The organism is Pseudoduganella umbonata, assembly GCF_014192225.1.
Lineage (GTDB): Bacteria > Pseudomonadota > Gammaproteobacteria > Burkholderiales > Burkholderiaceae_D > Rugamonas > Rugamonas umbonata.
Map to the genome: position 1 here is coordinate 895,800 of NZ_JACHXS010000001.1, position 20,317 is coordinate 916,116.

Below are 20,317 nucleotides of genomic sequence, written 5' to 3' on the forward strand. Positions count from 1 at the left end.
CGGGGCTCAGAAACGCTGTTCGAGGTTGATGCCGAAGGTGCGCGGATCGCCCGGCGTCTGGTTGTTGTAGCCCTGGATGGCGAACGAATTCGACCGGGCCAGATAGTACTTGCCGGCCAGGTTCTTGCCCCACAGGCTGACACGCGTGCGCTCGCCGCGCAGATTGAGCGTGACCATCGCGTTCAGCAGCCCGAATGGCGGCTGGCTGTTCGATGCGATCTGGCCGGCCGACAGCGGCTGGAACGGCAGGGTATTGGTATTGACGGGCTGGAAGTACGCGACTTTCGAGCGCCAGTTGTAGTCGGCATGCAGGTCGAGCTGCCCGAGCGGGGTGGCAAGCGGATAGTCCGCGCCCAGCGCGACGGTGGTCCTGGCCGTCGTGACGAACGGCAGGCCCTCGAACGGGCCATTGTCGAAGGCTGGATCGGTCAGGCCGATCGCGGCGGACAGGCTCAGGTTCGCCAAGCGCAGCACGGCGTCGAGTTCCAGTCCCTTGATCGTCGCATCGCCGGCATTGACGACGGCGCTGATCGTCGTCGTGCTGCCGGGCGGGAATTGCGGCGTGATCTGCTGGATATCCGTGTACTTTGCCACGTAGGCCGCCAGGTTCAGGCGCAAGCGGCGCTGCAACAGTTCCGTCTTCGCGCCCGCCTCGTACGACATCACCTGTTCCTTGTCGAAGGGCGCATAGCCGAAGGCCGTGGTGGCGCCTGCCGGCTGGAAGCCGCCCGAACGGAAGCCGCGCGAGACCTTGCCGTAGAGGAGCGTGCCGTCGTCGAACCGGTAGTCGAGGCCGAGCGTCCAGGGCGTGTAGCGGGCATGCAGCGCCGCCGGCACATAGCGGCATCCGCCCGCGTCCAGCCCGGCCGCGGCCAGCGCGCAACCGGCGCTGCCGGCCAGCATGGCCCCCGTTTGCACGAGGTAGCGCGGCGCATGGTAGTCGACCTCGCGCTTGTCCCGCACCAGGCGCGCGCCGGCGGTAGCGCGCAGGCGCGGCAGCACGGCATACGTGAGCTGGCCGAACACGCTGGCCGACGTCTGGTCCGAATCGAATTCGTTCAGGCGGCCCAGCATATTGGCGCCCGAGGGCGTGGTGACCAGGCTGCTGTCGCGCAGCGCCTCGCTGAAATAATAGGCGCCGGCGATCCAGTCGAGGCGGTCGTCGAGCGCGCTGCCATAGACCTGCAGCTCCTGGGTGAACTGGTGGCCGCCCACCGCGTAGCGCTGCAACTGGTTGACGAATACGGGCGTCGCATCGAGGTCGTAGCCGCTGACCGTGGCGAGATGCCGGTAGGCGCTGATCGACTTGACGGTGGCCGGGCCGGCGTTCCAGCGCACCGTCGCGGTCGTGTTGTCGACATCGGTGGTGTTGCGCGGATTGAAGCCGGCGTAGCTGGTATAGCCGCCATCCTGGACGTAGCCGGCGATCGGCGCCAGCGCGCGGGCGGCGATGGCGGGATCGAAGAAGTGGACGATCCACACCTGCGATGCGGCATCGCTGCGGAACCGGTCCCAGGTCACATCGACCAGCAAATCGCGCAGCGGCCTGCTGCGCAGCGAGGCGCGGACATAGCGCCGGTCCTCGTCGCCGAGCTGCTCGCCGAGTGCAGCGCTGCGGCCACGCCCATCGTGCCGCAGCCCGTCGACCACCAGGCGCAGTGCCGTGGTGTCGCCGAGCGGCACGTTGACGATGCCGGTGAGCGAGCGCTGCCTGTAGTTGCCCACGCCCGCGGTCACGCTGCCTTCGAAGGCCGGCTGCGGCGCCCGGGTCGTCATGTTCAGCGCACCGCCGATGGTATTGCGGCCGAACAGCGTGCCCTGCGGTCCGCGGATGACCTCGACGGCGTCCATGTCGACCAGCGCCGCGTTGGCGCCGGCGGTGCGTGCATAGTAGACGCCGTTGACATAGATGCCGACAGTGGGATCGTTGTTCGAGGAAATCGAAGTCGGCGCGATGCCGCGCATGCCGATGATCATGTTGTTCTTGCCGACCGGGGTGTCGCTGATCAGCAGCGATGGCGCGTTGGCGCTGAGCGCCTTGATGTCGCCGACCTGGCGCCTGGCCAGCTCGCCGGCGTCGATGGCGGTGATTGCCGCCGGCACTTCCTGCAAGGCCTGTTCGCGGCGCTGCGACGTGACGATGATGCGCGGCACCGCAGGCGCCGTCTCGGCCTGCGCGGCCTGCGCGGCCTGCGCGGCCTGCTCGGGCGGTTCGGCCGGGAGCGTTTCGGGTGGCGCGGCGAGTGCGCCGCCGCCAAGGACGGCGACGGCGAAGCCGCCGGCAAGCAGGGGCAGTGGAACGGATCGGGTCATGCGGGTCTCCATGAATATTATTGTGAACAAAGTCTACAAAACTGTTCACTTAACGTAAAATCAAATAATCATGAATCGAGGTATCGGAAAAACGCATGTCACGCACCGATAACGTCAGCCTGCGCCAGCTGCGCTACTTCGTGGCCGCCGCCGAGACCGGCCGCTTCTCGATGGCCGCCACGCGCGCCCACGTGTCGCAGTCGGCAATCACCAACGCGGTGCTGCTGCTCGAGCAGGAACTGGGCGTGCGGCTGTTCGAGCGCAAGCCGCATGGCGTTGCCCTGACCGCCGACGGCCAGCGCTTCTACCACCGCACGCGCGGCATTCTCGACTCGCTGGCGGACTGCCTGCGCGAGCAGCACCTGCCGGCGCTGCAGCTTTCCGGGCCGCTGCGCATCGGCGCGTCGTACACCCTGCTCGGCTATTTCCTGCCGCCCTTGCTGTCCCGCTTCCGCGACCAGTATCCCGATGTCGCGCTCGACCTGGCGGACATGCACCGCCAGGCCATCGAGGACGCCGTGCAGGCCGGGAGCATCGACATCGGCGTGGTGATCCTGTCGAACATCGCGGAGCGCGAGCGGTTCGGCCACCACGTCCTGGTGCGGTCGCGGCGCCAGCTGTGGCTGGCGGCGGATCACCCGCTGCTCGCCAAGGAAAACGCCGCGCTGGCAGACATCGCGGCCTATCCGTACATCCAGGTGACGGTGGACGAGAGCGAGGAGTCGACCGGGCGCTACTGGCAGGCGCGCGGCGTGCGCCCGCCCGTCGCTTTCCGCACCAGTTCGATGGAGGCGCTGCGCGGGCTGATCGCCCACGGCTTCGGCGTCAGCATCCTGTCCGACATGGTTTACCGGCACTGGTCGCTGGAAGGCAAGAAGATCGAGGCCCGGCCGATCCTCGACGTGGTGCCCGACATGGAAGTGGGACTGATCTGGCGCCGCGGCCAGCCGCTGGAAGCGCCGGCCGAGGCATTCCGCCAGTTCCTGATCAGGACCAGCGGGAGTTGAAACACGCAGCGGCCAGCCGGGCCGGGCCGGCTGGCCGCCTCGCAGCGCTACAGGGAGCGCGCGATGATTTCCTTCATGATCTCCGACGTGCCGCCGTAGATGCGTGCGACGCGGGCGTCCACCCAGGCACGGCTGATCTTGTACTCGCTCATGAAGCCGTAGCCGCCGTGCAGCTGCAGCAGCTCGTCCAGCACCCTGCCCTGCATTTCCGATCCCATCAGCTTGCACATCGCGCCCACCTCGGCCGACAGCTCGCCGCGCATGGCCTTGGCCAGGCAGTCGTCGACGAACACGCGCAGCATCGTGGCCTGGGCCTTGCACTCGGCCAGCTTGAAGCGGGTGTTCTGGAAATCGAACACGGACTTGCCGAACACCTTGCGCTCGCGGACATAGCCGAGCGTGTCTTCGAGCAGCGCGTCGATGCTGGCGGCGGCGCGCAGGCCGATGATGGTGCGCTCCCACGCCAGCTGGTGAGTCAGGTAGGAAAAGCCCTTGTTTTCCTCGCCGAGGCGGTTGGCCACCGGCACCCGCACGTCGTCGAAGAACAGCTCGGACGTGTCCTGCCCCTTCAGGCCGATCTTTTCCAGCAGCTTGCCCTTGGAGAAGCCGGCGCGGTCGGCCTCGACGCAGACCAGGGTCAGGTCCTTGGCGGCCGGGTCCAGCTTGGCCGCGGTCACCACCAGGTCGGCATTGCCGCCGTTGGTGATGAAGGTCTTCTGGCCCGTCACCACGTAATCGTCGCCGTCGCGCCGCGCGCTGGTGCGCATCGAGCGCAGGTCGGAGCCGATGCCCGGTTCGCTCATCGCGATCACGCCGATCGTGGCGCCGCTGACCATGCCGGGCAGCCATCGGCGCTTCTGCTCCTCGCTGCCGTAGGCCACGATGTAGGGCGCGACGATTTCGGAATGGGTCGTGAAACCGATCGCGGTGGCGTTGACGCGCGCCAGCTCCTCGATCATCACGGCCGAATGGCCGAAATCGCCGCCGGCGCCGCCATACTCTTCCGGCACGGTCGAGCACAGCAACCCGACTTCGCCGGCCTTGCGCCAGACCGACTTCGGCACGATGCCGGCGTGTTCCCACTCCGGCAGGTGCGGCACGATCTCGTTCTCGATGAACCGCCGGGCCATCTCGCGGAACATCTGGTGGTCTTCACGGAATACCGTACGCATGCTGCTTCTCCTGATATTGAACGGGTCTTATCTGCCCTGGTATTGCGGTTCGCGTTTGCCGAGGAAGGCGGCAACCGCTTCCGCGTGGTCCTCTGTGTGATGCGCCAGCGCCTGGTAGGCGGCCGACATTTCCAGCAGGGAGTCGAGCCGCATGTGCTGGCCCTCGCGCAACAGCCGCTTGGTCAGGCGCAGCCCGTGCGAGGGATTGACCGCCATGCGCCGCGCGATTTCCTGCGCCGCACTCTCGAGCTGCGCCACCGGCACGACTTCGGTCACCAGGCCCCACGCCAGGGCCGTGGCCGCGTCGATGCTGTCGCCCGTCAGCGCCATCAGGCTGGCCTTGGGCATGCCGACGATGCGCGGCAGCAGCCATGCGCCGCCGTCGCCAGGCACGATGCCCAGCTTGACGAAACTCTCTGCGAATTTGGCGGTATCGGCGGCGATCCGCACGTCGCACATGCAGGCGAGGTCGAGGCCGGCGCCGATCGCCGGACCGTTCAGGGCCGCGATTACCGGCACGTCCAGGTTGTACAGGCACGATGGAATGCGCTGGATGCCGTTGCGGTAGCTCTCGCTGACCTCGTACGGCGAGCCGGCGAAGATGCCGCCGCGCTCGGCCATGTCCTTGACGTTGCCGCCCGCGCAAAAGGCCGGGCCATTGCCCGTCAGGACCACGACCTTGACGCTCCGGTCGAGCCGCACCGCCGCGCACAGGTCGACGAATTCCTGCATCTGGGACGGCGTGCTCAGGGCGTTGCGCGTTTCAGGGCTGTTCAAGCGCACCGTCAGGATCGCTCCTTCGCGCTCGATTGCCAGGAAGGGAGTCATGCGTATTGCTCCTGCAGGGTGCCGAAACGGCCATCGGTGATGCCGGGCCAGAAGGCCTCCGGACCGGCGGCACAGACCGCCCTGCCCAGCCGCTGGGACCAGGTGCTAGCCGAACCGAACTCGCTGCGCCAGGACCACAGGCGGCGCGTGCTCAGGTGCAGCGAATGCTCGTGCGTGAAGCCGATCGCACCGTGCACCGCGTGGGCGATGCCCGCGCCGATGCCGGCCGCTTCCGAGGCGCAGATCTTGGCGGCAATCGCCTGCAGCCGCACGATGCGGGTGTCCTCCGCCGCGAACGCCGCCTCGCACGCCATCACGGCGGCGGCGGCGTGTTCGGCCAGCACGGCGACCTGGTGCTGGATCGCCTGGAAGCTGCCGATCGGCTTGCCGAACTGGACCCGCTCGCCGGCATAGCCGGTGGCCATGGCCAGCACGCCTTCCAGCGCACCGGCAATCTGGGCCGCGCGAACCAGGGCGCCGCCGAGCAGCAGCACATCGGCCGGCCAGCCGGCCGGCAGCGGTGCCTGCGCCACCGGCGCCACGTCCTCGAACAGCAGCGTCGTGCGTGGCTCGGCGGCGGCATTGGCGCCGTCGAGCTGGCTGGCCGCTTCCGTCGGCAGCAGCACCACCATCGGCGCGCTCCCCCCGGTCACCGCCACCACCAGCGGCACCGTGCCGCCCCAAGGCACGTCCGGCGCCTTGCCGCTCACCAGGCTGCCCTGCAGGCGCAGCGAGCCGCCACCGACGATGCTGACCGGGCCGCCCGCCGGAGCCAGGCCGGCCGCGCCCAGCAGCCAGTTGGCCAGGATCGTCTCGGGCAGCGGCAGCGGCACGTTGAAGCGCCCGGCCAGGCGCATGACGCCGCAGACGTCGGCCCAGCTGGCCCCGGCGCCGCCGAGCGCCTCGGGCGCCAGCGCCAGCGGAAAGCCCGACTCCTCGACAGCCGCCCACATGGCTTGCGGCCAGGCGCCGTCCTCGCAGGCCAGCACCGCTGCGGGGCTGGCAATGTCGGCGAACAGGCGCTCGACCGTCGAATCAAACACTTGTCTCATGATTAACGCATTCCCAGTCCGCGCGCGATGATTCCGCGAAGTATTTCGCGTGTACCTCCGCGCAATGAAAATGAAGGAGCCTCCTGCATCAGGTAGGCCAGTACCCTGGCATGCTCGCTGCCGCCGCGCGTCGCCGGCGCAACGTCCAGCAGCGCTTCGGCCAGCTCGGGTATTTCCTGCTCGAAGGTGGTGCCGAGTTCCTTGACCACCGAGGCCTCCCAGGCCGGGTTGCGGCCTGCCGCCAGGTGGGCGGTGACAGCCAGCGACATCTGCCTCAGGGTGGCCAGCCGCGCCGCCAGCCGGCCGATGTCGCGGGCTTGCAGCGCATCGGGTTCGGCACCGACCGCGCCGATCAGCGACTGCAGCAGCGCGATCGAGCTCAGGAAACGTTCCGGCCCGCTGCGCTCGAACGCCAGCTCGGCCGTGACCTGCGCCCAGCCGCAGCCCTCGGTGCCGATCAGGGCGCCGGCATCGAGGACCACGTCGTCGAAGAAGACTTCATTGAAGTGGGTGGCGCCGGTCAGGTCCTTGATCGGACGGATCGTAATGCCGGGCAGCGACAGGTCGATGATGAACTGCGACAGGCCGTCGTTGCGCTTGCTGTCCGGATCGGTACGCACCAGCGCAATCATGTAGTGCGAGCGCTGGGCGTTGGTGGTCCATACTTTCTGGCCGTTGACGATCCACCGGCCGCCGTCGCGCCGTGCGCTGGTCCTGATCGACGCCAGGTCGGAACCCGAGTTCGGCTCGCTCATGCCGATGCAGAAGAACTGCTCGCCGCGGCAGATGGCCGGCAGGTGGAAATCCTTCTGGGCGTCGCTGCCGTAGTGGAGGATCTGCGGGCCGCTCTGGCGGTCGGCAAACCAGTGCGCTGACACCGGCGCGCCCGCGGCGAGCAGCTCCTCGACCACGACATAGCGTGCAAACGGGCTGGCCTCGGCACCGCCGTAGCGTTTCGGCAGGGCCATGCCGATCCAGCCGCGCTCGCCCAGGCGGCGGCTGAACGCGGCATCGAATCCCATCCAGGACTCGGCGCGCCGCGCCGGCGCAATATCCGCCATCGCTTCGGCGAGGAAGCCGCGCACCGCGCCGCGAATCGCCTCGGCCTCGGGTGGCAGGGGGCTGTAGGTGAACTGGTCAATGGACATGGTGGTTCATCGTTTGAATGGAAATGACTCCGTCGCGCCGCGCCTGCACGCAGGCGCGGCCAACATCGCGACAAAAAGCGGTCAGAGCGCAGTCTGCGCGTCGGCGGCGGCGAACATCTTGTTGATGTCGCCCGACGTCACGGGGCGGGTCGGATCGCGTTCCGGCGCCGCGCCACCCAGGCCGAGGGCCGGCTCGATGCTGACGTGGGTGGCCTGCGCCTTCAGGGCGCCGACGGTGCAGTTTTCGCGGCCGAGGATGGCGAAAGGATCGTACGAGAACTCGCGCATCGCGTTCAGGTGGGTGATCTTGTTGATCACCTCGTCCGACAGGTGCTGCGCCTGGCTCCAGAAGACGTTGGCCGAATTCGGCCAGGTGCAGTCGGAGTGCGGGTAGTCGCATTCCCAGGTCACCTTGTCGACATTGATCGCATCCAGGTTCTTCAGGCCGAAGGCATCCTCGATGAAGCACGTGATGAAATGCTCGTTGAAGATCTGGCTCGGCTTCTTGCCGTCGAAGTTCGAGTTGGTCCACTCATGGTGGTGGCTGTGGGTGAAGTCGGCGCGCTCGAGCAGGTAGGGAATCCAGCCGATGCCGCCTTCCGACAGCGCCATGCGCAGCTTCGGGAACTTCTTCCACATCGGTGCCCAGATCCAGTCCGCGGCCGAGTTCGAAATCGAGATCGGCATCGAGGTGATCCAGGCGTCGATCGGCGATTCATCCGAGGCGTGGGCGGCCTTCACGCCGGTGCCGATATGGCAGCAGATGACGACGTCGTTGTCGGCGCAGGCTTTCCACAGCGGATCCCAGTGCGCGTTGTGGATCGACGGGTAGCCGTGCACGGTCGGGTTGTCGGACAAGGTCAGTGCATGCACGCCCTGTGCCGCCAGCCGCTTGACTTCGGCCGCTGCCGCCTGCATGTCCCACCAGGGCACCATCATCAGCGGGATGAAGCGGCCCGGCGCCGCATTGCACCAGTCGTGCAGGTGCCAGTCGTTGTAGGCCTGGATCGCCGCCAGGCTGACTTCGCGGTCGTTCATGACCTGGAAGCGCTGGCCGGCGAAGCCGGGGAACGTCGGGAAGCACAGCGAGCCGAGCACGCCGTTGGCGTTCATGTCGTCCACGCGCGCCTTGATGTCCCAGGTGCCGCGGCGCATCTGCTCGTAGGACAGGGGCTCCATGCCGTATTCCTCCTTCGGGCGGCCGACCACGGAATTGAGGCCCATGTAACCGGTGGCGCGGTCCTCGAACACCCAGACGTCGCGGCCCTTGATATTGTCCACCCGCGGCTGGCGGCCCTTGAACCGCTCGGGCATGTGGCGGTCGAAGGCACCGCGCGGTTCGATCACGTGGTCGTCCACGCTGACAAGGATCAGGTCTTCAAATTTCATGTTTGTCTCCAGGAAATGAAATCCGCTTCACAGGAAGCGGTGTTCTTCTGTCGTCAATTCTAGAACAGAAATCAAGATTAGTTAAACACTTTTCTCTTTTGTGTTCAATATATAGCGGAAATTTCAGTCCCAGATCACATGGACGTGTTTCGGGCCGCGCAGCTGGGCACCGGTGATGCGCGGCGGCGCCTGTTCCGGGTCCAGTCGCACGTTCGGCATCAGGTCGAGCACGCCATTGATCGCCACCTGCAGCTCCGTCTTGGCAATGAACTGGCCGATGCACATGTGCGGACCGAAGCCGAAGCCGAACGAAGGCTTGGGCTTGCGGTCGATATCGAACTCCTCGCTGCGTTCGAACGCTTCCTCGTCGCGGTTGGCGGAGGACACGATGCATTGCACCATCGCCCCTTTGGGGATCGCTACGCCGGCCAGCTCCAGGTCCTGCGCAGCCTGGCGCACCTTGAAGGTGGCCACCGGCTCGAGGCGGATCGCCTCGTCGATGGCTTTCGGCACCAGGCTGCGGTCGGCGCGCACGCGCGCCAGCAGTTCCGGCCGTTCCAGCAGCAGCGTCATGGTCGTGCCGAACGTGCGCGTGGTGGTCTCGGCGGCGGCCGGCAGCAGCGAGCGCACGAAGGTCGTGACTTCATGGTCGTCGAAGCGGCGGCCGTCGCTTTCGGCGCGGATCAGGCGGCTGATGAGGTCGTCGCCAGCGGCGCCGTTGCGGCGCACCTCGACCACTGCCGCATGGGTGGCGTCGTACAGCGCCTTGGCCGCCTCCATGGCGGCCTGGCGCGCCTGCGCGGCCTTTTCCGCGTCGACCTGGGGACCCGCCAGGATCGCCAGTGCCCATGCCGCATACTGCTTGACCTTCTCGGGGTCGTTGTCGGGGAAGCCGATCAGCGCGTAGATCACGCGGATCGGGAACAGCAGTCCGAAGTCCATCAGGTCGGCCTTCTTATGCGCCACCAGCGGCTGCAGGAATTCCTCGCGCACGATGGGTGCCATCTTGGTGTCGCGCCAGCTGTTGACCACCTCCGGCATGAAGATCGGCTGGAGCAGCGCGCGCGCCTTCTTGTGCGCATCGCCATCCATGCCGGTCAGGATCAGGCCGTCGAAGAACGATCCCAGCCCCTCCGCGATGAAACCGCTGGTGTAGTTGGCGGCATCGCGCAGCACCGCCATCACTTCCTTGTACTTGAACACCGTGAAGGTCGGGCGGTTCGCATCCAGCCCGGCGATGTTCGGCACGCCGAGCCTGCCCATGAAATTCTCGGCGATGATCGGCGAGTTCCGGCGCATGTCGCGGTAGATCGCGTGCAGGTCCACATCCTCGCCGCGGTAATTGTCGGCCACGCCCGAGTAGGCACTCTCCAGGCTCACGCTCTTGATGACAGTCATACATTCTCCTCCATATGGTCGACCCGGACGATGCCGGGATCAATTTATTGAACACTTTTCACGATAGTGCTCTATTTATGGAGAATTGCCAAGCCTGAATTGGCTGGCAGGCGTGCCAGGCATCCACACCGGCCAGGCGGTTTCAGATCCGCTGGCCGGGACCGATCGTACGCGCCTGGATGCTGCCCAGTCCGAGCGCGAAGGACATCAACCAGAACAGGACGGCGGCGCCGATGCTGGCGCCGATCGCCCCGAACAGCAGCGGCATCACGGCCATCGACGCATGCAGCGTCATCGAACGCAGCGCCAGCGCCTCGCCCTGGCGCTCCGGCGGCGTCACGTCATGCAGCGTGGCCATGATGGCCGGCTGCACCAGGCCCAAGGCGATGCCGAGGATGGCTGCGCAGGCCGCCATGGCCCAGGCGCTGTGGAACAGCGGATACGCGGCGAACACCGCGCAGGTGAGCGTCAGGGCACCGCACAGCAGCGTGCGGCGCGACAGGCGGGCCGCGGCCAGCGGCATCAGCAGCCGCACCGTCATCGACGCCGCGGCGTAGGCCGCCAGCACCAGCGCCAGTGCGGAAGCATCCAGGCCGCGCTCGACACCGAGCAGCGGCAAGGCAAAGCCGTGCACGTCCCAGCTGGCCGACACGACCCAGCTGATGAACACCATGCGGCGCACGGGTGCCAGGCGCAGCAGGCCCCAGGCCGATGCTTGGCGCGTGCCTGGCGCAGGGGCGGGCCGCGGCGCCTCGCGCGGCACAGCCTGCGCCACTAGCAAGGTGGCCGAGGGCAGCAGCGCCAGCGCCAGGAACGCGGCGGAGAATCCGGCACGGTCGACCAGCACGCCCGCCAGGAGGGGGCCGACCAGCCCCGCCAGCGCCGGGGCCAGCGCGATCCAGCTGAACACGCGCAGGCGGTCGGTGTCGCTACGTGCCAGGCGGCTGGCGCTGCGCTGGATCGCGATCATGCCGAAGCCCGCCCCCGCGCCGCACAGGGCCGCGGCTGCGCACAGCGTAAAGCGGTTCTGCTGCGCCGCCGCCAGCAGCGTGCCGGCAAGCGAACAGAACGCGGCGATGCGCACCGGCAGGTGATAGCCGCGGCGGTCCGCCAGGCGTCCGGCCGGCAGCGCCAGCAGGGCCGGGAACAGCGCGAACATCGTCATCACGAGGCCCACCGACCAGGCCGAGTGGCCCAGCTTCAGGACGTTCAGGGGCGCTGCAAGGCGCACGCCCTGCATGCAGCCGTGCAGGCCGACCTGGCACGCGACCATCGCGCCCAGCGCCAGGTGCCTGTCGCGCGCCGGTGTCGCCGGCCCCGCCGGACCGGCTTCGGGACTATGCATGGCCGGTCATGGCGCTGCCTCGTAAGCCTGCTGCACATAGGTCATGCGCCCGCCCGCCAGCATCAGCGCGCAGAACATGTTCAGCTCGACGATCTCGGGGATGGTGAATTGGCGCTTGAGCAGCTCGAACAGGGCGTCGTCGATCGCCGTGTAGTCGGCCGCGAACAGCTCGGCATAGCGCAGGGCTGCCTGCTCGGCCGGCGTGAAGCGCGCAGAGTCCGCGGACAGGCAGGCAAGATCCTCGTCGCCGACGCTGTCGTCCTTGCGCGCTAGCTGGCACGCCCTGCAGTTGGTGATCGAGGCGATCCTGAGCCGCACCAGCTCCTTCAGGCGCGCCGGCAGCACGCCACGCAGGTGCATCGCTTCCAGCGTGGCGAGCCAGGCGCCGGCCGCTTCGGGCCGGTGCGCCCAGACCTGCACCGGCAGCGTGGTGCTGAGCATGCGGTTGGTACGCCCGCGCGCGACCGCCGCAGACAAGTCCGGCGGCAATGCGTTGATCGGTACCGGCGGCAGGCGGCTCACGGCGCGGTCCCTGCCGGGGCGTACGAAAATGCGGTCATGCATGTCTCCTCTCCCGCGGCACATCGGATCATGCCATGCGGGGGCGATTAAATTAAACATAACTTTTAGTAGTGTTCAATATAATCATGTTCAAGGAAATTGTCGACCGTTTCCGCTGGTGCCCTACTCCGGCCGGATGAAGTAGCGCACCAGCAGCCGGCCGTCCTCGTCAAAGCGATACAGCTCGATGGTCTCGATGACCCGGCCGTCGCGCCGCATCCTGTTACGGTTGTGGCAGGCCGCCTCGGTACCGTTGACGATGAGCGCTACTTCCTCGATCTCGATGGCGGCGCTCTGCCGGTCCCACATCGCTTCCAGCACCGCCCAGCCGTCGGTGGCCGGGCGGCCGACGTATTCGATGAGCAGGCCGCCAGGTGCGGCCTCGCGGTACGCCGCCAGGAAGCCGGCCTTGTCGCCGGCATTCCAGCAGGCGACCTGGGTATGGAGAAAATGGTTGATGTCGCTTGCACTCTTGCCTGCAGTGGTGCTCATGCCTGTTCTCCCGTGGCGGCCATGCTTTCCTGCCCGGCCTCGTCCGGCGCCGCCGGCCGCACGTCGCGAGCGCTGCCATTGCGCCGGTCGGTCTCGCCCCAGCCCACCGAGCGGTCGGGCTCGCGCGTATCGCCACGCCGCCGCCAGCGGCCTTCCTGCTGCGCGGTAATCGGGAAGCCGCCAACGAAATCGATCATCTCGCCCTGCGGGTCAGGCACGAACTCCCAGGTCTCCACGCCATCGAGGACAATCTGCGCGCGCTCGACGAAATAGCTGCCGGGCTTGTGCAACACCTCGCCCTCGATGTCCGTGGTGCAGCGCACCTGGCCTTTTTCGTTCTGGAAGATGGCGTAGCCCAGCTTGCCGTGGCCGACCATGAAGGAACCGGCGTCCCAGGTACCGTCCGTGTAGACAGTGGCGAAGGTCCACCAGATCACGTGCATGCCGTGGTTGACTACCAGGTCCTTCTGGAAATGGATCGCGCCGCCTTCGGCCATCCAGGCCTGGTCAAGCGCGATGAAGCCCTTCACGGGGCGGCCTTCGCAGGTGCCGGCAACGTCGTACAGCTGGGAGACGTAGAAGGTGCCCCAGTCGCGTCCCGGCAGGTACCACTGCATGCCTTTGCCGAGGAGACGGCCTTCGAGCGCGAACAGTCCCTCCTCCTGCCAGGTGAAACGGGTGCCGGAGGCCGTGAGGCGCCAAGGGTTGCCCGGCTCGCCGTCGTGGCTGGCCCAGCCCGCGGTGTCGCCGTCCAGCCAGCGCTGCGGGAACATCGTCGGCGCCTGCGCCGCGCTGCGCTCCCGGTCGATGCGCAGCTGGCCACCGTCGCCGGACCGGGTCGACTGGTAGATGAACTTGGTGGGGTTCGGGCTGCTGCCCGGCGCATTGAGCGCGCGTACCATTGCGTAGATCGCGCCTTCGGCATCGCGCACGCAGCCGAACGGCATGTGCTTGGTCAGCTTCAGGCCGAAGTGATCGCGCAGGTCGGCCAGCCCGGCGCCCGTCACCTGCTGCGGGCCCACCAGGCACTGGTAATCGAAATCGGCGCGCTCCGGCACGTTCGTGAAGTTTTTCATGGTGTCAGTCCCAGAGTACGTGGAGGTGGGCGGCGCCGCGCAGCTGGGCACCCTCGATGACGGGCGCCGGCATGGCAGGGTCGAGGCGCAGCCCGGGAAACAGGTCGAGGATCGCGTTGACGGCGCAGTTCAGTTCCATTTTCGCGACGAACTGGCCGATGCACATGTGCGGCCCGAAACCAAAGCCGAACGACGGCTTGGGCTTGCGGTCGATATCGAACTCGTCGGGGCGCTCGAACACTTCTTCGTCGCGGTTGGCGGAGGCGACCATGCACTGGACAAAGGCGCCCTTCGGGATCGTCACGCCATGGAACTGTACTTCCCTGGCGGTTTCGCGCACCTTGAAGGTGGCCACCGGCTCGAAGCGTACCGCCTCGTCGATCAGCTTCGGCACCAGGGCGCGGTCGGCACGCACGCGCTCCTGCAGGCCGGGCGTCGTCAGCAGCAGCGCCATTACCGAGCTGAAGGTGCGGGTGGTGGTTTCGCCGGCGGCCGGCAGCAGTGAACGCACGAACGTGGTGACTTCATGGTCGTCCAGCCTGCGCCCCTCGTGCTCGGCGCGCAACAGGCGGCCGATCAGGTCGTCGCCCTGGCTGCCGTCCACGCGCCGCTGCGCCACCACTTCCAGGATCGCCTCGTACAGCAGCCTGACCGCGATCCCCGCGTTGCGGCGCGCCTCGTCGGCCTTGGCGGGATCGACCTGGTTGCCACCGACCATCGCCAGCGCCCAGCCGGCGTAGCGCCGGTAGGCGTCCGGATTGTCGGTCGGAAAGCCCATCAGCGCATACATTTCGCGGATCGGGAACTCCAGGCCGAATTTCATCAGGTCGGCGCCCTTGTTCCCGGCCAGCGGTTCGAGGAAATCCTTGCGGATCACGGCGTCGATCTGATCGCGCCACTTGTTCACGGTTTCCGGCATGAAGGCCGGCTGCAGCAGCGCGCGCACCTGGCGGTGCTGTTCGCCATCCATGGCCAGAATGATCAGGCCGTCGAAGAAGGCGCCCAGGCCCTCGGCGATGAAGCCGCTGGTATAGGACGAGGCATCGCGCAGGACCGCCATCACGTCCTGGTGACGGAACAGCGCAAAGGTGGGCCGCGTGCCCTGCTGCATGCCGGCGTTGGTCGGCACGCCGAACTGGCGGATGAAGTCGCCGACGAAGATGGGGGACGCCTTGCGTGCCGCGCGGCACGCGGCATGGATGTCCCCCTTGCCCTTGTAGGTGTCGGATACCGCCGTATAGGCGCTTTCCAGGTCGATGGTGTCGCTGTCGGTGCTCATGCTGTCTCCTTGGGGTCCACGACCGCGCGCTGGCGGACATGAACATTTGTTTGAATGGTGTTCATATAGTAGCCTTGCGGCAGGTCGCAGCGGCCGGCCTTTCCCACAACTTTATTTGACTGCGAGTCAAGCGCATGGGATAACACGGGGTACTTCCACCGAACCGGACACCATGACCATCCTGCCGGACCTGCACGACAGCCCCGCTCCCGGCCGCGCCGGCCCGGCTGCGGCCAAGGCGCCCCCCAACAAGCGCGACACACTCAGGCGCATCGCTGAAGCGGCGCGGCGCGAATTCGCCGCCAAGGGCCTGGCCGATGCGCGGATCGACGATATCGCCGTGGCGGCAGGCGTCACCAAGCAATTGATCTACCACTACTTCCGCAGCAAGGAAGAGCTGTTCGCCTGCGTGCTCGACGAGTCGTCGGCACAGGTCATGGAAGCGCTGCTGGCGCTGGAACTGGACAGCCTGCCGCCGCGCGAGGCGCTGCGCGCACTGCTCGACGCGATGCTGCTGCCTTACCAGGACAGGGAATTGCGCGCGCTGGCGCAGGAAGGCATCCGCTATCACGAGACCCACACCACGCCGCGCAACAGCTTCACCGGCATGGCGCCGCAGCTGAACGGGATGATGCGCGCCACGCTGGCGCGCGGCGTGGCGAGCGGCGACTTCCGCGCCGACGTCGATCCCGACCTGCTGCTGGCGATGGCCGCACTGGCGACCACCAGTGCCTATGTGAACCGCTACACGGTCGCCACGCTGGCCGGGCTGGACGTGGCCGGCGACGCCGGCGCCGCTACGTGGCGCAGGTTCGCGGTGGCGTTCGTGCTGTCGGCGGTCGAGCGGGAGCGCAGCACGCTGGACCCGCTGACACGCGCTGCGCAATAGGGTTGGGCTAGCGCCCGAGGAAGCGCTCGACGCGCTGCGACGCGATCCGGCCCGGCAGGCCGTTGACGCCGCCGCCGGGGTGCACGCCGGCACCGCCGAGGAACAGGCCGGCCACCGGCAGCGTGTCGCCGCCGAGCCCGGCCGCCGGCCGCATCAGTGCGCTGCGCGCCGGGCTGGTATCGATATGCACGACGCAGCCGCGGTGCACGTTCAGGCGTGCCGCCAGGTCGGGCGCGGCCTCGATGCGCCGCCCGATCTCGTAGTCCTTCAGCCCGTCCATGTAGCGGGCGGCATGGTCGATCACCTGCTGCCCGACCCGGGCCCGGATGGCGTCCCAGCCCTCGCGCGGCTCGACCGGCATCGCCACCGGATACAGGTAGGCGACGTCCTGTCCCGGCGGCGCCTGGCCGGGGTCGACAGCCGATGGCGCGGTGAGCCACAGGTACGGCAGCGGGGATACCTCGCCACGCGCGGCGCAGCGGAAGTTGTCCAGCACCGCGTCCGCTGTACCGACCAACAGCACGCTCTTGCGCAGGCTGAGTCCGTCAGGACGCAAGGCCTCGTGGCGCGAATACGCGACCTGCCCCGACAGCGCCACGTCCACTTTCAGCGGCGAGGCGCCGTGGGCATTGGCCGGCGCCAGCGCAACCCTGGTCAGGGTGCGGCGATCGAGCGTCCCGGGCGTGACCATCTCGAGCGCCATTTTCGGATGCAGCGTTGCGATCACGGCCCGCGCTTCGATCAGCCCGCCGCCAGCCAGCCGCACGCCGTTGGCGCGACCGCCGCGCGCCACGATCTCGGCCACCGGCGACGACAGCAGGATTTCGCCGCCCAGTTCGCGCAGCCGGGCAGCCAGCGCATCGGACAAGGTCTGCATGCCGCCGGCCGCGCGGCCCAGGCCGAAGCGGTGGATGAAGCCCAGCAGCGCGAAATAGATGCCTGTCGCTTCGGCGGCGATCGGGCCGGCCGCGCCCAGCAGGCAGCACAGGGCCGACTGCGTGACCGGGTGCTCGAAGCGTTCCATGATCGACGTGTAGGCCGGGCTGCCGATCAGCGCCATCAGGTCCGGCTTGAGCTTGCGGTGCTTCAGCAGCGCCTGGAGCGACTGCCACTTGGCGCCGAAGTTGCGCCGTGCCGGATCGACCCGCATCATCGGGATCGCCATGTCGATGAACGCGTCGACCAGCTTCATCAGCACCAGGAACTCATCGGCGTCGCGTGCCGAGAAGCGCCGGATCTCGGCCGCTGTCTGCGCGGCGGTACGCCCGAATACCAGCGAACTGCCATCCGGGTGCAGATAGACATACCCGGGATCCATGTCGACCTGGCGAAAGCCGTGGCGCTCGAGTTGCAGTTCGCGCGGCATCATCGGATGCACGCGCAGCGACATCAGGTCGAGCGCGCAGGGATGGACCAGGTGCTGCGGCGCCTCGGGGATCAGGTAGCCGCTGGACGCCATCCCGCCGACCTTGTCGCGTGCTTCGACGACGATCACCTTCCTGCCACCGGCCGCCAGGTAACAGGCGGCAGCGAGTCCGTTGTGCCCGCCCCCGACGATCACCGCGTCGTACTGTTTTACTCCCGTCATGCTGTCTCCTCCCGCTGGCGCGGCTTGTCGTGTCGTTATCGGTCTCCCGTACGGGGCGATTGGAACACGGCGCCGCGGCGGCGCGACAGCACAACGGTTTGACTGCGCGTCAAAGCAGGCGCGCATCCTGACAAGGAGTTAACGGCGCGTCGTGCGTCCCGACATCAGCATCAGCACGAAACGTTCGATCCGGCGCATCAGGTTGCGGCGGTCCGGCCCTGCCGGCACCAGCACGTCGCTCATGATGTAGCGCACCATCAGTTCACAGACCAGTTCGCGGTCGATCACGATGCCGCGCCGGACTTCCCAGGCGTCGAACACCGGGGTCAGCAGATCCTGGAAGCGGTGCACCGAGTCGGTGAAGATGCGCTGCAGCCAGCGCATGGCGTAGTCCGGTGCGACCAGCAGCAAGCGCCGTGCGCGGGTGTTTTCCAGATAGTCGTCAATGAACGTCAGCAGGGCCTGGAAGCGCTCATCCGGGTCGATCAGGTCCGCGGTCTTTTGCAGGTTGGTGTGGAACTGGTCGCGCTTGTGGCGTGAAAACGCATCCAGCAGGTCGTCCTGGGAGGAAAAGTAGCGGTAGAAAGTGCCGCGCGAAATACCAACCTCCTCGCAGACGTCGAAGATCGAGATGCGCTCGGCGCCGGAGCGCAGGATGATTTCCTCGGTGGCGGCGAGGATCTTGCCGATGGTTTCGCTGGAACGTTTGTTCAGCTTGGCACTCGGGGCAGCGGTCCGCACCACCGTGGGCAGCCGCGCTTCGCCAGCCTTGGCGGGTTTGGCGGCAGGCTTGACAATGGCCTTCGCCGCCGGCGTGGCCGCCTTCGCCACCGCGTCGCCTGCCGGTTCGATCGCCGCCCGGGCGCGCCTGGCTGCCGGCTTGGCTGCCGGTACGACCTTGGCCACCGCCTTCGATTTCGGCTGTGCGGCTGCGACTGCGACGGCCTTCCCTTTTGCTGCCTTGAGTGCACCTGTCATTGGTTTCTTCGTACATGTTTCTGGAACAGCGATTGTAGCGCATGCCCCGGCCCGGACGACATCGGAACGGAACTGGGGCGACCTTTTCTTTGACACTATTTCGTTTTGTGTTTATATTTATCTCATAAACCATGTAAAACAGGAGACGAAATGGCAGGCATGGGCAATCCCGAAACCTGGTCGGTTGGCCAGCAGGACACCGTTATTGCCGCACTCGACAGGGCAGTTGAGGCGCACCCCGAACGCGTGCTGTTCGATTTTGGCGGCGAACTCACCACTTACGGTCAATTCGACCAACTTACCACCCGATTGGCGCACTCGCTCGCGGCACTGGGACTGCGCGGCGGCGAAACCATTCTCACCATGCTCGACAATAATATCGACGCGGTGGCGGGCTGGATCGCGGCCAACAAGCTGTGCGCCGTCAGCGTGCCGGTGAACACCGCCCTGCGCGGCGAGTTCCTGCGCCACCAGATCGCCGACTCGAAGGCACGCATCGTGATCTGCGAGGCCGATTACGTCGAGCGCATCGCCCAGGTGGCCGAGGGCTTGCCGGACGTCGCACTGCTGCTCTACCGCGGAACGCTGGAAACGCTGCCGCCCTGCCCGGCCCGGATCGATGCGCTCGACCGGCACCGCGGCGCGTGCGACGAGCCGATCCTCGAGAAGCCGGCGCCTTCGGACCTGGCCTGCATCGTGTATACCTCCGGCACGACCGGCCCGTCCAAGGGCTGCATGCTGAGCTATAACTACATGTGCAACCTGGCGCGCCTGCAATTGCGCGCGGGCCCCGCCACGGCCGAGGACGTGACCATCACGCCGCTGCCGCTGTTCCACATGAACGCCATGTGCGTGGGCGTATTGTCGAATATCCTGGTCGGCGCCCGCGTGGCGATCGTGCCGCGCTTCTCGGTGTCGAACTTCTGGCCGGAAGTCGAGCGCAGCGGCGCCACCATCGCATCGATCCTGGGCAGCATGGGCGCCTTGCTGGCCCAGGCGCCGGCCAGCGAACCGATGCGGCGCTGTACCGGCCAGATCCACACCGTGCGCGGCAATCCGTTTACCGAGGAAACCAAGAAGATCTGGCGCGAACGCTTCGGCGCCCGGCAGGTGGGCGGCAACGGCTACGGCCTGACGGAAGCCAGCGTGATCACCTCGCTGCCGGGCGGCGAGTACGCGGCGCCAGGCTCTTCGGGCAAGCGCATCGCCGACTTCGATGTGCGCATCGTCGACGACCTCGACCGCGAAGTGCCCGCCAATACGCCGGGAGAGATCGTGGTGCGCCCGCTGCGGCCGGACGTCATGTTCATGGGTTACTGGGGCCGGCCGGCCGACACCATGAAGGTGATGCGCAACATGTGGTTCCACAGCGGCGACATCGGCAAGTTCGACGACGACGGGTTCTTTTATTTTGTCGACCGCAAGAAGGACTACCTGCGCCGCCGCGGGGAGAACATCTCCAGCTTCGAGATGGAAGCGGCGTTTGCCGCCCATCCCGACATCGAAGAGGTCGCTGTCCATGCGGTACCGTCCGACAAGGGCGAGGACGACGTCAAGGTCACGGCGATCCTGAAGCCCGGCTGCGCGCTGCCGCCGGAGGCCCTGTTCCACTGGGCGGTCGATGCCGTTCCCTACTATGCGTTGCCGCGCTATATCGAGTTCCGCACGACGATGCCGAAAAATCCCCAAGGGCGCGTGCTGAAATACCAGTTGCGCGAGGAAGGCTGCACCGCATCCACCTGGGACCTGGAACGCACCGACATCAAGGTCAGCAAGCGCTGACCGCAGCCACGATTCCCCCC

The 20,317-nt window shown here is 67.3% G+C and carries 17 protein-coding genes; 3 read left to right on the plus strand and 14 right to left on the minus strand.

What is annotated here, in order from left to right; genetic code table 11:
* Positions 1–6: 6 nt before the first annotated feature.
* Complete coding sequence (locus tag FHS02_RS03685) at positions 7–2,313, minus strand: TonB-dependent receptor (RefSeq protein ID WP_137312852.1); 2,307 nt, start codon at positions 2,311–2,313, stop codon at positions 7–9.
* A gap of 95 nt (positions 2,314–2,408) precedes the next feature.
* Here FHS02_RS03685 and FHS02_RS03690 point away from each other — a divergent pair, with 95 nt between their 5' ends.
* Entirely contained in the window at positions 2,409–3,320 is a 912-nt protein-coding gene (locus FHS02_RS03690; protein ID WP_137312853.1) for a LysR family transcriptional regulator, read from the plus strand.
* Between the two features lie 47 nt (positions 3,321–3,367).
* On the opposite strand, the gene FHS02_RS03695 is transcribed toward FHS02_RS03690, so the two are convergent.
* The 11 genes from FHS02_RS03695 to FHS02_RS03745 form a co-directional block, all read right to left on the minus strand.
* The gene (locus FHS02_RS03695) at positions 3,368–4,492 is read right to left on the minus strand and encodes an acyl-CoA dehydrogenase family protein (protein ID WP_137312854.1); all 1,125 of its coding nucleotides are present in this window, start codon (positions 4,490–4,492) and stop codon (positions 3,368–3,370) included.
* Between the two features lie 27 nt (positions 4,493–4,519).
* The gene (locus FHS02_RS03700) at positions 4,520–5,320 is read right to left on the minus strand and encodes a crotonase/enoyl-CoA hydratase family protein (RefSeq protein ID WP_137312855.1); all 801 of its coding nucleotides are present in this window, start codon (positions 5,318–5,320) and stop codon (positions 4,520–4,522) included.
* Positions 5,317–6,372, minus strand: coding sequence for an acyl-CoA dehydrogenase family protein (locus tag FHS02_RS03705; protein ID WP_137312856.1), 1,056 nt, complete (start codon positions 6,370–6,372; stop codon positions 5,317–5,319). Before FHS02_RS03705 ends, FHS02_RS03700 begins: the two co-directional genes overlap by 4 nt.
* Positions 6,373–6,374: 2 nt before the next feature.
* Positions 6,375–7,520, minus strand: a complete 1,146-nt coding sequence (locus FHS02_RS03710) for an acyl-CoA dehydrogenase family protein (RefSeq protein WP_137312857.1) — start codon at positions 7,518–7,520, stop codon at positions 6,375–6,377.
* A gap of 81 nt (positions 7,521–7,601) precedes the next feature.
* Positions 7,602–8,909: an amidohydrolase family protein gene (locus FHS02_RS03715; protein WP_137312858.1), complete on the minus strand. Its 1,308-nt coding sequence runs from the start codon at positions 8,907–8,909 to the stop codon at positions 7,602–7,604.
* A 123-nt stretch (positions 8,910–9,032) separates the two neighbouring features.
* A complete protein-coding gene (locus FHS02_RS03720) occupies positions 9,033–10,307 on the minus strand; it encodes a cytochrome P450 (protein ID WP_137312859.1) in 1,275 nt (424 codons plus the stop codon).
* 142 nt (positions 10,308–10,449) lie between these two features.
* On the minus strand, positions 10,450–11,652 hold the full coding sequence (locus FHS02_RS03725) for an MFS transporter (RefSeq protein ID WP_137312860.1): 1,203 nt from the start codon (positions 11,650–11,652) through the stop codon (positions 10,450–10,452).
* Between the two features lie 6 nt (positions 11,653–11,658).
* The gene (locus tag FHS02_RS03730; protein WP_221403768.1) at positions 11,659–12,216 is read right to left on the minus strand and encodes a carboxymuconolactone decarboxylase family protein; all 558 of its coding nucleotides are present in this window, start codon (positions 12,214–12,216) and stop codon (positions 11,659–11,661) included.
* Between the two features lie 120 nt (positions 12,217–12,336).
* Positions 12,337–12,705 (minus strand): nuclear transport factor 2 family protein, encoded by a 369-nt coding sequence (locus FHS02_RS03735; protein ID WP_137312861.1) that lies wholly within the window; start codon positions 12,703–12,705, stop codon positions 12,337–12,339.
* On the minus strand, positions 12,702–13,781 hold the full coding sequence (locus FHS02_RS03740; protein ID WP_137312862.1) for a hypothetical protein: 1,080 nt from the start codon (positions 13,779–13,781) through the stop codon (positions 12,702–12,704). Before FHS02_RS03740 ends, FHS02_RS03735 begins: the two co-directional genes overlap by 4 nt.
* A gap of 4 nt (positions 13,782–13,785) precedes the next feature.
* Complete coding sequence (locus FHS02_RS03745; RefSeq protein ID WP_137312863.1) at positions 13,786–15,060, minus strand: cytochrome P450; 1,275 nt, start codon at positions 15,058–15,060, stop codon at positions 13,786–13,788.
* Positions 15,061–15,232: 172 nt separating this feature from the next.
* On the opposite strand from FHS02_RS03745, the gene FHS02_RS03750 reads away from it, so the two are divergent.
* Complete coding sequence (locus tag FHS02_RS03750) at positions 15,233–15,949, plus strand: TetR/AcrR family transcriptional regulator (protein WP_137312864.1); 717 nt, start codon at positions 15,233–15,235, stop codon at positions 15,947–15,949.
* A 7-nt stretch (positions 15,950–15,956) separates the two neighbouring features.
* On the opposite strand, the gene FHS02_RS03755 is transcribed toward FHS02_RS03750, so the two are convergent.
* A complete protein-coding gene (locus FHS02_RS03755; RefSeq protein ID WP_137312865.1) occupies positions 15,957–17,537 on the minus strand; it encodes a phytoene desaturase family protein in 1,581 nt (526 codons plus the stop codon).
* Between the two features lie 138 nt (positions 17,538–17,675).
* The gene (locus FHS02_RS03760) at positions 17,676–18,515 is read right to left on the minus strand and encodes a TetR/AcrR family transcriptional regulator (RefSeq protein WP_137312866.1); all 840 of its coding nucleotides are present in this window, start codon (positions 18,513–18,515) and stop codon (positions 17,676–17,678) included.
* 159 nt (positions 18,516–18,674) lie between these two features.
* On the opposite strand from FHS02_RS03760, the gene FHS02_RS03765 reads away from it, so the two are divergent.
* The gene (locus tag FHS02_RS03765) at positions 18,675–20,297 is read left to right on the plus strand and encodes an ATP-dependent acyl-CoA ligase (RefSeq protein ID WP_229422536.1); all 1,623 of its coding nucleotides are present in this window, start codon (positions 18,675–18,677) and stop codon (positions 20,295–20,297) included.
* Positions 20,298–20,317: the final 20 nt, after the last annotated feature.